The organism is Vibrio sp. Vb1755, assembly GCF_033338635.1.
Lineage (GTDB): Bacteria > Pseudomonadota > Gammaproteobacteria > Enterobacterales > Vibrionaceae > Vibrio > Vibrio alginolyticus.
This window is the reverse complement of the sequence record NZ_JAWOTA010000012.1, coordinates 18,667-31,365: the sequence shown is the minus strand read 5'-3', so window position 1 is coordinate 31,365 and position 12,699 is coordinate 18,667. Positions and strand designations below refer to the sequence as shown.

Here is a 12,699-nt window from a genome sequence, read left to right as displayed (position 1 = left end):
CCTACATTGCTTGTTCAATTTGATACAACAGTTTTTCTTTGCGCACAGGCTTTGGTACGTAGGCATCCATTCCTGAATCAAAGCAGCGCTGAATGTCATCATCTACGACGCTTGCGGTTAATGCGATAATGGGCGTCTTAGCTAATCCTTTACTCGCTTCATAAGCTCTAATTTGCCTAGAAGCTTCGAACCCATCCATTATGGGCATCATGCAATCCATCAAAATAACATCAAACTTTCCATCTTTTTGGAACATTTCGACTGCAATTTGTCCGTTTTCTGCGACTTCGAATTGATAGCCTGCTTTAGATAGCAATAGAGAAGCCACTTTCTGGTTCACTCTATTATCTTCGACAAGCAAGATACGTTCGGAGCGAATAGGCGTTACCGTTGCTTCTGGTTGCTCTGAACTCGCAGGTAGTTTATGAGTAGTATCGAGAGTAGTGTTCTCTTGGTGTGGTTCAGCAGGCGTCGTGTTGGAAACACGTAACCCAATTGCCTTATCTAACTTCTCTTTAAGCAGCCCTGCTTTAAACGGTTTGGGCACATAGTCATCCATTCCAACGTCAAAGCATTTTTGTATATCGTCATCGACCACACTTGCCGTTAGAGCAATAATCGGAATTCTGAAAGCGCGTTTTTCTTTTACTTCTATTTGACGAATTATTTGGGTGGCTTCAAATCCATCCATTACGGGCATCATACAGTCCATTAAAATTAGGCTGTATTGATTCTGTTGAAATTTCTCAACCGCTTCTTGTCCGTTTACTGCGACATCAAAGTCGAAGCCAGCTTTTGTGACGTGTAGCCCCGCGATTTTTTGATTGACCGTATTGTCATCAACGACCAAAATTTTCGGCAAAGATTTAACATGTTGCGCTGAAGTGCTCTCTTGTTGTGCGTGCGAGAAGTTTGCCGCACAACTTTCAAGTGCTTTAATTAAGCGCTGCCCTAGTAGTGGTTGAGTGACCAAGGCGCTGATACTGTTTCTAAAGTCGAATTGTGGGCTATGAAGGTGCTTGATGAGGCAGACACGAATGTTTCGTTTACAAAGGCTTTCTATCTCATCGATATGCATCGCCGCTGCATTTGGTGATGCTTCTACATGAATAACGATAACGCGCTCGTTATCAATCCACGTTGGCAACGCACTTAAGGTATCTACTGACTGCGTTATATTGATGTTGAAAAAACTTAACTCGTTACGCAGTTTTTGTTCTAGTTGAGTACTGCTGCATACAATCCATATGTCGTTGTGATTCAGAGCGTGATAAGCGTTAAACTCTTGAGTCACAACAGGAGCCGTTAGTTCAAAGAAGAAGCGACTGCCTTTACCTTTCTCGGATTCAAGTTGAATTTCTCCACCCATTAGCTCAACTAATTGCGTGCTAATGGCAAGCCCAAGTCCAGTTCCCCCAAATTGTCGGGTAGTAGAGTTATCCTCTTGGGCAAATGGAGCAAATATTTTCTTTTGCTGCTGGGCATCAATACCAATCCCAGAATCTTTAACGGAAAACTCGATGACCGCTTCACCATTTTTAATTTCGCGGGTGATGACCGATAGCTCTACACTGCCTTGTTCGGTAAATTTTACCGCGTTAGACATGAAGTTCATGACAACTTGGCGTATACGATGGTCATCCAACATTACGTGGTAAGGCGTGTTACGGCTAATGTTGACTTGCACATCGATGCCTTTTTCCTTTGCTTTCGGTGAAATGATAGAAGCAATGTCATAGATAGACTCTCGAACACAAGTTGAATGTGGGCTAATGAGCAACATCCCAGATTCAATTTTTGAGAAGTCTAGAACGTCATTAATTAAACTCAAAAGCAGTTGGGAGGAGGTTTCAATCGTGTCGACGTAATCGCGTTGTGTGGCAGTCAGGGAAGTATCGGATAAGACTTCAGAGATACCAATAACGCCATTTAGCGGCGTGCGGATCTCGTGGGACATGTTGGCCAAAAAGCTACTTTTGGCTTTACTCGCCTTAATTGCATCATCTTTTGCTTGTTCTGCATCTTCTTTAGCTTGTGTGAGCTTTAGTCTGGACAACATCCGCTCATCACTAAGCTTTTTTACCTCTCGAGCAAACTTACTCAGCTCGTCTTTACCCTTTATTAGTTGAGCAAGAGGTGAATTTTCAGTGTTACTTTGTTCATTGCTTTCGTTACTGAGAAATTTGAGGACTAGATTCAAGTTTCCAGTAACTTTTCGCACCAATCTTAGCGTTAAACTTACGACCAACAGCGTTAAAAGGCTCATCATTGCGATAAAGGTAAAGCGGTGCTGTGTCGTCGTGTTGATTGTCTTTGATATATCATCACTCAGCTGTTGTTCCATTTTGTCGTCAACACTTTGTAATAACGATAAGCGTTTGTTGAGTGCAGATAACCCCGCATCAATCTCATCCGGGGTTAATGATTTGAGTTGAGCTGGTTGCAATAAATAAGCACGAAACTCTTGGCTTTTGATAAAGACTTCACCCGTAAACGTCTCAATGAGCAGATCTACTTGTTGTTGATTGGCATTTAGCGTCACAAAACGCTCTAGAAATAGTTGTTGGTTCTGGATTAAAGATTGGATAGAAGCCTGTGTTGTGAGGTCATACTCGTTATTTTCCTCTGAAGATCGAATCAAATATTCGCTTAATCTATGCTCTTCAGTGGACCAAAACATCAACCATTCAAGTTGCATCAAAGAAGAAAGGTGAGTGTTTGTTTCATAACTCACATTTCTAAAATAGACTTTGTCTAAGCTCATGAGGATTTCTTTGAACGTATCAGCGCGCCACTCTGCCGCATCTAACTTTTCTTCTTGATTTTGCGAAGAGAGCATCGAGAGGGTTGCTTCCTCAAAGCTTGTCAACTGGTTTAGTATCTCAGCGTTTTCACCGAATACTGGTGCAGCGGTGTCGCGTAACAATTGAGATATCTGCTGAGTTTTTAGTTGCTTATCTATTACATCAGGGTTATTCGGTAGGTGATAAAGCGAAGATACGCGGTCGATGTAGACAGAGAATAACTGTGCTTTTTGTAGTTCCTGAGCCTGGATAGAAAGGCTTTGTACATGTTTACCCGCGAGGACAAGCAACAATAAAATTGGCAGCAAAACCAACCCAAATAGCTTTTGTTTTACCGACAGGTTGTTCCAAGAAAAGATTCCTACCACGCGCATTTCCATATCCAAGAAGTTGATATGAAAAGTGTAGTTTATTTATCTCAGATGTTAGATTTTAAGAGAAAATTCATATTAATGAGTTGGGGGAAGTGTGACCGATATTGCATTACGAGTACTAACGCGCTAAGCGGCAATAGTTAACAAAACGGCGTTCTAAGCAAAGTGATTGACGCTTTGAGCGCCACTCCCTCGTTGGTATTCAAATGCAATCAATTCCTCGGCAGGTACAGGTCTACCTAAGAAAAAACCTTGTGCGACGTCACAGTGGAGAGACTCCATGCGTGTGAGCTGAGTTTGAGTTTCTACGCCTTCGGCTACTACTTTCATTCTTAGGTTGTGAGCCATGGATACAATCGCGCGAACTAATGAATCGTCTTGATCGCTTTTTCGGATTTGAGTGATAAATGAACGATCAATCTTGAGCCCGTCAAAAGCCATATGTTGCAGGTAGGCAAGGGCAGAATATCCTGTGCCAAAGTCATCTAGCCAAACTTCCACTCCGATACTTTGTAGTTTTTTAAGCACATATTGAGCTTTCTCTGTATCATCAATAAAAAGTGACTCTGTCACTTCAACATGAATGGTTTGAGGGGCAACATCATGTCGTCGTAAATACTTAGAAAATAATTGACTTAAATCTTGGCGATAGATTTGCCTTGGGGATAAGTTTAATGCGATGTGAAAATCAGTACCGAAATGTTCTGCCCACATTGCCCGCTGAGCAACTGCTGTCTCAATGATATGTTCTCCAAGCTCCAATATTAAATCACTTTGCTCTGCGATCGGGATAAACGATTCTGGACTGATATAGCCTTTCTCGGGATGATTCCACCTAACCAATGCTTCGACCCCAATTAGGCGATAGGTTTTTAGATCAAATTGTGGTTGATACCACAGCTCGAATTGAGACAAGTCACGTACTGAACGACGCAGTTCTCGTTCTATGTATAAACGTTGTTTAATCGTTTCATCAAACGTGGAATCGTATATCGTCATAATGTCTTTACCGCGTCTTTTAGATTCCTGCGCCGCAAGAGAGGAAAGCTGTAAAAGAGACTCAGCGTTAGAACCAAATTCTGGATACACAGCAATTCCGAGGCTTGCCGTAATTTGAATATCGTTCTCTTCCAAACTAAAGGGAGAGAGCAGTTGGCGATGAATATCGTGCGCTTTTTCTGTAGCTTCATGAGTGTCCGAGCACGGAAAGGCCAGTACAAATTCGTCCGCACCTACTCGACTTACTATGGTAGAAAGGCGGTAAAGCGGCTTAAAATAACTCGGCAAACGGCTTTGAAGCTCTGAGGCAAGATGGCCTAGCAATTTATCCCCAATGTTATGTCCATAGTTATCGTTAATGTGCTTAAAGTCATCCAAGTCAATAAACACAACCGCGAGTGAGGGGGATTTGTGGTCAGTTATTTGCGTTTGAATATCAATGAGTAACTTTTCTCGGTTTGGCAGGGAAGTCAGAATATCGTGGTACGCCATGAACTCAACTCGGCTAGTGTATCGGTTCACTTTGTTTGACATTTTGTTGTACGCCGAAATAAGTTCTCCCACTTCATCTTTGCTTTGTATGTCGGTGACTGGCAGCGCTTGGGTATTTGACTCTGAAAATTGATCTTTTAGTTGCTTGAGTGGCTTAGTTAACGACCGCCCCAAAGCATAAGCGATGATGCTACCGAATAGAACGGATATCCCACTGATCGTTAGCAGCAAGTTAAACATCTTCTGTTTATCGTTTGAGGTAATCGCTCGGACTTGTTCAATGTTCTGTTCTTTCTCTTCCAGTAGATGTATCAAGTTAAGCTCAAGATATACCGCCCCAAGAGTAATGTTTGATTGCTGAATCGGCGCTGCGATCTCCAACTGATGCTTGGAAAAGGAAACGAGAGTTCTAGATTCTTCTATTGCTTTCAAAATAAAAGGAGAGCGGTCATGAGGTTGGGCAAACATCCTTAGCTGAGTAGTGCCGTCGTGAAAGATTAGCCCTTCATTGTCAACAACATGTATTTTCGAGACATCTGGCTGGCTCAATGTTGCCTTAATTTGCTCATACGCTTGACTGATATTGTCTGTATAGAGTGGATCAAAAAGCTGTTTTGATAATAGCTCTGCATAAACCAACCCTTTTTGCTTAACGTAAGATTCTGTTTTTTCTTGAGAGTTGTTCGTGATTTGTTGAGTTAAGCTATTTGAATACGCATCGTAACCGTGCATGTATAACGTAAGATTTATCACCACAACAAACAAGACAACGAACATTGTCGAGCAAATGTATTTGGTTTCGAGTGAGAGCTTTTGAAACATCAATCCACCTTCGGTAACAAGTGAACTGACTTGCGCACTGTACTTAAGGAGGCTCGCATTTCTGGAGTAAGCGCGCTGAATTTTTTGGTGTTCTGAAACTTTTTAAGTGCGAGAGAGCCTTCGTGAGTTGTATCCATATCAAGCAGTATGGACGTGATTTTACGCTGTTGCTCTAGGCTCATGCTTGGAGAAGCGAGAATCAAATCCCTGGGTATTTCAACAGAACGAGAAAAAATCGCTAGTTTGTCTTTCATGTTCTCTGGCAAATCTTTGGGATTGTTCCAGTTGAAGTTACTGAATGCTCCTGCTGCAACTCTCTGTTTATATACCCATACAGATAGGTTGATTTCATTTGACTGAGCGAGTTGCTCATCAAGGAATAAATAACCAATACTGTCTTTGGCCGGTTTGTCATCAGGAGAGGGAAGGTATTGCAGTTTTTCTCCGTGGTTCAGCAATGTAATCGCAGGTAGGTAATAGCTGCTGGTAGACGTGCGCTTTTCGAAAACAAGCGTTTTTCCGCGCAGGTCAGAAAGTGACTCAATGCCACTCTCTTTATTAGTAAAGAACACCGTATGATATTTTTGCAGGCCTTTTTTCCATCGTATAGCAAGAACTTGGCTATTAGACTCCTTTTCTAAGGTCATCGCATTAAAGGGGGTCGCCGTTGCAATTTGAACGGTGCCATTTTCAAGCGCAACCGCGAGCTGACGATAATTTTTAAATACCTTTACCGCCCCTTTTGCGTAACCATATTCAGTCATATTTTCAGTTACATACTGAGTAAGGGGCGTCGCTTTTTTGATTTTGCTTTGGGCTTTATTGGACACAATGCCAAATGTGAATGTTTTCTCAATATTTTCTTGTGCACTGACGACAAAAGGTGAACTCAGCAAAGTGAGTAATAACAGAGTGCAGGCAGGTTTCATCCGGCTTCAACTTCCTTCTGGTGCATGTCAGTAATATTTAGTATTTATCAATGTGCCGAAATCAATCTTAAAAACAGTATGATGTACAAATTTCGTTGTGTGCGCACTTTTTATAATGTGACTTGGTCACTTATTCCGTTCAAATAGTACCGAATTTGACGTTTATGTACAGGATGAATGTATCACCGTGAGTCTGAATTCACTGGATTCTTGGTCAAGCGCTGTATTGGCGGTGAGCTAATGCGCCTTATGTATCGCTATTTTGTACTAAGAAAATTTTTCCAACTGTTTTTGATACTTTTTCTCGAGAGCTTCATTGCCTGCTGCACGTTCAAGTTGAATCATGAGTTGCAAAGAGGGCTTCTTCACGCCATACATTTGATTGAATCTCATTAATCGAATTCTAGCTTCAGTATAATCACCGCTATCAATTTCTATTTTAGCGAGTTGCAAAATCGATTTTGGTCTATGGGGATCATGATCGATAGCTCTAGTAAAGTAGTATCTCGCTTTGTCTTTATCTTGTGATTTTAGCGCACAAAAAGCTGCATTCTCATAGCTCGCTGGAATAAGGTAGTAATAAGGCTGCTCAATGGCTCGATTAAACATCTGATCGGCTTTTTCGAAGTCACCTCGCTTGCAAAGAAAAGTACCGTAGTTATTGAGCACATTTCCGTTTTTAGTGTGTTGGCGTAGAGAGCGTTTATACATCTGTTCGGCTTTAATATCTTCACCAACCGTTTCGTAGTAGTGAGCCATAGATAATTGCGCGCGATAGTATTGAGGTGCGTGGTTTAAGGCTTGTTGTAAGTTATCATGCGCGCGAATCATGTTACCGCCGTCTAAATAACCTAAGCCAAGTGCGATACGTGATTCTGCCATTGCCACAGGATCGGCTTTAACGACAGGGCTTCCATCTTCTTTCACCGTCACGCAACCCACGAGTGCAAACTGAGACAATAATATTAGTGCACCGAGCTTTGCTGTTTTCATTCTTTATCCCTACATCCCTGAATCTTTCTGCATGATATGAATTACTTAGCAAAAACCTATTGAGGAAAAAACACTATGCGATCAGGTTTGCAAACTGTTATGAAAAAGCCGCCATATGACGGCTTGGTTCACATATTACATTTCGGTAATGATGAGTGCTTTGTTTGCTTATTTTGAAGCTAATCGTCTTTAGTGAAAGCATCTTCACTGAAGTGATCGAGGTCGTACGGTGTTTGCTGATAAACACAGTAGTTCAGCCAGTTTAAAAAGAGGAGGTGTCCATGGCTTCTCCAACTTGCAATTGGTGGGTTATCTGGGTTGTTGTTTGGGTAATAGTTGACAGGAATAGCGGGCTCCATACCTTCGCTTAAATCTCGGATATATTCATTATGTAAGGTGTGAGAATCATACTCAGGGTGTCCTGTGACAAAGACATTGCGTTTGTCTTTTGTGGTGGCTAAGTACACACCTGCGACATCCGATGTCGCTAAAATGTCTAAGTCAGTATGCTCTTCTAGAAAGTGAGGCGAAAAATCTGCGTAACGCGAGTGAGGAGCCAAAAACGTGTCATCAAATCCGCGTAAGATAGGGTGAAATTGATGATGGATTTGATGATGATACACGCCTGAAAGTTTTTCTTTACGCGTTTTTTTAGGTAGATCGTAGAGTAGCTTTAACCCTGCTTGCGCAGCCCAGCAAACATAAAGAGTGGATGTCACATGATCTTTTGCCCACTCCATGATGGTTTTGAGATGATCCCAATAAATGACATCTTCAAATTGCACCAAACCTAATGGAGCTCCAGTAATGATCATGCCATCGAAGTTTTTATCTCGTACCATTTCAAATTGGCGATAAAACGTGTCTAAATGTTCAGTTGGCGTATTTTTACTCGGGCGGTTATCAATGCGCAGTAATTCGACGTTAACCTGTAGTGGGCTGTTTGAGAGTAGACGCAGAAACTGAGTTTCAGTCTCTATTTTTTTTGGCATCAGATTAAGGATCAGCACTCTTAAAGGACGTATTTCCTGACTCGCTGCACGCGTTTCACTCATCACGAAGATGTTTTCTGTCCTTAATACATCGGTAGCTGGTAATTGATCTGGAATTCTAATTGGCACGACTTTCTCTCCCTAAGTATAGTCAATCTAGACGTCTATACTTCTAAAGCTAACTTAATTAAGTTTAGATGTCGATACGAAATCCGACTTTTCAATCTACTCTTTACATTATGGTAAACCGTACTCGGGGTTGTCACACAATTGTGACTAAAGCAGAGTTTCTGATGAGATAGGTTTGAAACGCAGTGTGTACTATTTGCTGGTAATTATGCGATCACGTTAATATGTGAAGGTGACTTCGTAGTAAGGAAGTCTCAAATTAATGAGCCATACTAAAAACAATCAGCTCACCATTTTGCATTAATGTGCATATTTGGAAACATCGTCAGTGGAGGACATTATGTTCGGTATTTTCAAGAGAAAGACAAAGATTCAGAGCATCGCTCAAGAAGTTCCTTGCGTGCTACTGCATTCGTTTGGTGATAAAGACATTTATACGCCGGAAGAGATTGATCAAGCTCTTCAAAAGCTGGGTTATGATAAGAGCAAGGATATCAGTCATTATCAGTATGCGTATGGAATGTTTGCCGATGAAGCCTCTTACGAGCTCCTAGAACTAACGGATGAGCTAGGTAATTATGGTCATTTCCAACGTGAAGTAGGTAAGATGCTACTCAATACACCTGAGCCGATTGATATGCATATCTACTTTGAAATTTCTCGTCAGCACCAAAACGTCAGCCTTTCACCTGGTCATCAAAAAGTAAGCGAAAGTGATGGTGTGTAAACATCGTTAGTGGTATTCCATCGTGAGATGAGTTGGGTATAATGCGCGGCCTAATTATCCGGACATGTTGTCGGTTACATTTCTGTTGAGCGTTAATGCCTTATGTTCAAAATGCTTGTCTCTATGCCACCAATGTTGGCGCTGTCGATAGCGATTGTATGTGAAGTGATTGCCACTTCTTATATTCCCAAAACAGAGCAATTTACGAAAGTAATGCCGAGCACAGTCGTTTTGATTGGTTACGGCATCGCTTTCTTCTTGCTTTCCGTCACAGTGCAAACAATGCCTGTCGGGGTTGTTTATGCCATATGGAGTGGTGCTGGGATCGTTTTGGTTGCGACGGTTGGTTACTTTGTTTACGGACAGCGTCTAGACTTACCAGCCCTAGTTGGTATTGGGTTTATCATCGCTGGTGTGTTGATCGTAAATTTATTATCCAAAACAGTAGGGCACGAATAACGCCACTCTACTTGTTAAGTGAATAAGAAGCCGCAGCGAGAAATTGCTGCGGCTTTTTAGTGCAAATTCAATCGCTAATGGCGAGTATTGATATGACGTCTTATTGTTGCATTCATCACGGTCGCATTATGTGATTGAACAATAGGCATTATTTAGCGAATTGAAAATACAAAGTTATGTTTCTTCAAACTTTAGGAAAGGGCAGTAGATAAATCACTCCGATAGATGTTAACGTGGCGACTCATCTTTACTGCTTTTTCATTCCCTACATATTTCTGCAAAGTTCTTATTGTGTAGTGTGTCGAAGAACCATAGAATCCGCGCGCTTTAATTTATGTTATTAGCGTTATCAATGATAAAAGTGCAGTCCATTATCATTGTTTTTATCACTTATAGATGGGCACATCTGACAATACTTACATGAACAAATACAAAAAGCCTGCATTCAAGGCCGAATTTCTTTTGCCTCGTTACTGGGGAACGTTAATTATCATTAGCGTGATGTACTTACTTAGCCTCCTTCCTTTTAAAGTTCAACTAGCTTTGGGACGCAACATTGGTCGTTTAGCTATGCGACTCATGAGAAAACGTCAAGTTACGATCAGACGCAATCTTGAGCTTTGCTTCCCTCATATGGAAGAATGCCAACGCGAAGCAATTCTAAAAGACAACATCGACAATACTGGCATCGCACTTTTTGAGACCGCAATGGCATGGTTTTGGTCAGATAAACGGGTAAACAAACACGTCACGATAAAAGGCATGGAGCATCTAGAGGCTTTAGAGAAGTCAGGCAAAGGTGCATTAATGTTGGCCGTACACTCAATGAATCTAGAGTTAGGTGCTCGAGCTTTTGGCATTAAAAAGTCTGGAACCGGTGTTTATCGCCCAAACAATAATCCGTGCTTTGATTATTTTCAGTATAAGGGACGCTCTCGCTCTAATCGTACACTGATTGATCGTAAAAACGTCAAAGCCATGCTTGAATCACTTAAAACGGGTGAGCGGGTTTGGTATGCACCGGACCACGATTATGGTAACCGACGCTCGACATTTGCACCGTTATTTGCCGTTAAAAATGCTTGTACTACGACAGGTACAAGTTTGTTGGTTGATTCTACAGATTGCGCCATTGTGCCTTTTACGATGGTAAGAGGAAAAGACGGACACTATACCCTAACCATTAGTGCGCCCGTCGAAGGTTTCCCGAAAGAGGATCATCAACGCGCCGCCGCATTCGTGAATCAAATAGTTGAAACATCAATCATGGCAAGTCCGAGCCAGTATATGTGGCTTCATCGTCGATTTAAAACTAGACCAGAGGGTGAGGACTGTTTGTACAAGCCTAGGCTCATCCCTAGCTTGGCATAACACATAGAGAGCCTACAAAAAGCCCAAGGAACATACGAACCTTGGGCTTTTACTTTCTATTCGTTTCGCTTTATAAGTAGCGATCTTTTAGGTGAGCTTGAAAGTGTTTAGCATTCAGTGTTTCCCCCGTGGCTTGTTTTACCAACTCATCAGTGGTGAATAAGCTACCTTTACTCCAGATGTTTTCCGAGAGCCAATTGAATATCGGAGCTAAGTCGCCAGAACGAATAACCGCATCTACATCGACGGTTTGTTTCATTGCTGCCATAAATTGTGCAGCGTACATCGCACCGAGCGTATAGGACGGGAAATAGCCAAAACTTCCGTCTGTCCAATGGATATCTTGCATACAGCCATTTTTGAAGTTTCCTTCGGTTGATAGCCCCAAGTACGCTTTCATCTTTTCGTTCCAGAGTTCTGGTACATCTGTATGTTTGATGACGCCGTTCATGAGATCTCGCTCAATTTCATATCGAAGAATAACGTGAGCAGGATATGTAAGTTCGTCAGCATCTACGCGAATAAAGCCTTTTTCTACGCGAGTGTAAATTTTGGCTAAATTGTCTTTTTCGAATTCACTACCAGAAAAATGGTTAGAAGCCAGTCGAGCGAGGTGATCGATAAACGCGCTGCTTCGTCCTATTTGCATTTCAAAGAAGAGTGATTGTGATTCATGAATACCCATAGAGCGAGCTTCTCCCGCGGGTGTTCCTGATAAATCTTTTGGTAGCCCTTGCTCGTATCGAGCATGGCCAGTTTCGTGGACAATCCCCATCAATGATTGGACAAACTCGTTTTCATTATAACGTGTCGTAATACGCACATCTGTCGGTACACCGCCACAAAATGGGTGGGTACTCTCATCAAGTCGACCGTGTTCAAAATCGAATTGAAGTAGCTTCATGACTTCCAAACCGAGCGCTTTTTGCTTTTCCGCAGGGTAGTGTGCAGTTGGCAATAAGATGTTGTCTGATTGTTGTTTTTCAAGCGCTTCATCGATCAAAGTAGGAAGCCAGGTTTTCACGTCAGCAAAAAGAATGTCTAACGACGCAGACGTTGTGCCAGGTTCATAAACATCGAGCATGGCATCATAAGGAGTCGTGCCATTTGCTTCGGCTCTAATTTGCGCTTCTTCCTGCGATAGCTTTACTACTTCAGCCCAGTTCTTTTCAAAACCAGCCCAGTCATTTTCTCCACGTTGCGTACGCCATGCATGTTCACATTTGGAGCCAGCAAGAGATTGAGCTTGAACTAATGATTCTGGTAGTAAGTTAGCTTGCTGCCACCCACGCTTCATTTCTCTTAGGATAGATTTTTCTTTTGTAGACAGCGTCTCTTCTTCTGCCTGAGCGAAAAGCTCTCCCAAGTGCGGTTGAGTCATTAAAGAATGGATATGTACATCGAGCTCTGCCGTGGCATTCGAGCGTGCTTCAGCGCCACCAGGTGGCATGACCGCTGCTTGATCCCAATCTATGATGGCAGATAGATGCTCAAAATTTGCCACTTTTTTGGAATGTTCAACGAGTTTTGTAAATGCGTTCATGTGACTACTCTTATTCTTTTGTTCTTTCCCTAAACACCCGATAACGGGTCCTTCATATGGTGTTG

9 protein-coding genes are annotated in these 12,699 nt (G+C 42.0%); 3 read left to right on the top strand and 6 right to left on the bottom strand.

Translation table 11 applies throughout. The annotated features are described in order from the left end of the window. Position 1 precedes the first annotated feature (1 nt). The 5 genes from R7E00_RS12405 to metA form a co-directional block, all read right to left on the bottom strand. Entirely contained in the window at positions 2 to 3,178 is a 3,177-nt protein-coding gene (locus R7E00_RS12405; protein ID WP_171345363.1) for a response regulator, read from the bottom strand. Between the two features lie 156 nt (positions 3,179 to 3,334). Next, entirely contained in the window at positions 3,335 to 5,491 is a 2,157-nt protein-coding gene (locus R7E00_RS12400; RefSeq protein ID WP_262606099.1) for an EAL domain-containing protein, read from the bottom strand. Beyond that, a complete protein-coding gene (locus R7E00_RS12395) occupies positions 5,491 to 6,420 on the bottom strand; it encodes a phosphate/phosphite/phosphonate ABC transporter substrate-binding protein (RefSeq protein ID WP_053303129.1) in 930 nt (309 codons plus the stop codon). Before R7E00_RS12395 ends, R7E00_RS12400 begins: the two co-directional genes overlap by 1 nt. Before the next feature lie 267 nt (positions 6,421 to 6,687). Continuing rightward, complete coding sequence (gene pilW / locus R7E00_RS12390) at positions 6,688 to 7,413, bottom strand: type IV pilus biogenesis/stability protein PilW (protein ID WP_017820928.1); 726 nt, start codon at positions 7,411 to 7,413, stop codon at positions 6,688 to 6,690. A gap of 179 nt (positions 7,414 to 7,592) precedes the next feature. Further along, positions 7,593 to 8,534, bottom strand: a complete 942-nt coding sequence (gene metA, locus R7E00_RS12385; RefSeq protein WP_005377792.1) for a homoserine O-acetyltransferase MetA — start codon at positions 8,532 to 8,534, stop codon at positions 7,593 to 7,595. A 340-nt stretch (positions 8,535 to 8,874) separates the two neighbouring features. On the opposite strand from metA, the gene R7E00_RS12380 reads away from it, so the two are divergent. The 3 genes from R7E00_RS12380 to R7E00_RS12370 all read left to right on the top strand — a co-directional run bounded on the left by R7E00_RS12380 (position 8,875) and on the right by R7E00_RS12370 (position 11,091). Continuing rightward, on the top strand, positions 8,875 to 9,261 hold the full coding sequence (locus R7E00_RS12380) for a DUF6559 family protein (RefSeq protein ID WP_005377791.1): 387 nt from the start codon (positions 8,875 to 8,877) through the stop codon (positions 9,259 to 9,261). Between the two features lie 123 nt (positions 9,262 to 9,384). After that, complete coding sequence (locus tag R7E00_RS12375; RefSeq protein WP_069593657.1) at positions 9,385 to 9,720, top strand: DMT family transporter; 336 nt, start codon at positions 9,385 to 9,387, stop codon at positions 9,718 to 9,720. A 420-nt stretch (positions 9,721 to 10,140) separates the two neighbouring features. Next, complete coding sequence (locus R7E00_RS12370) at positions 10,141 to 11,091, top strand: LpxL/LpxP family Kdo(2)-lipid IV(A) lauroyl/palmitoleoyl acyltransferase (protein ID WP_025998561.1); 951 nt, start codon at positions 10,141 to 10,143, stop codon at positions 11,089 to 11,091. A 70-nt stretch (positions 11,092 to 11,161) separates the two neighbouring features. Here R7E00_RS12370 and R7E00_RS12365 read toward each other — a convergent pair whose 3' ends face one another. Then, the gene (locus tag R7E00_RS12365; RefSeq protein ID WP_005377788.1) at positions 11,162 to 12,634 is read right to left on the bottom strand and encodes a carboxypeptidase M32; all 1,473 of its coding nucleotides are present in this window, start codon (positions 12,632 to 12,634) and stop codon (positions 11,162 to 11,164) included. Positions 12,635 to 12,699 lie beyond the last annotated feature (65 nt).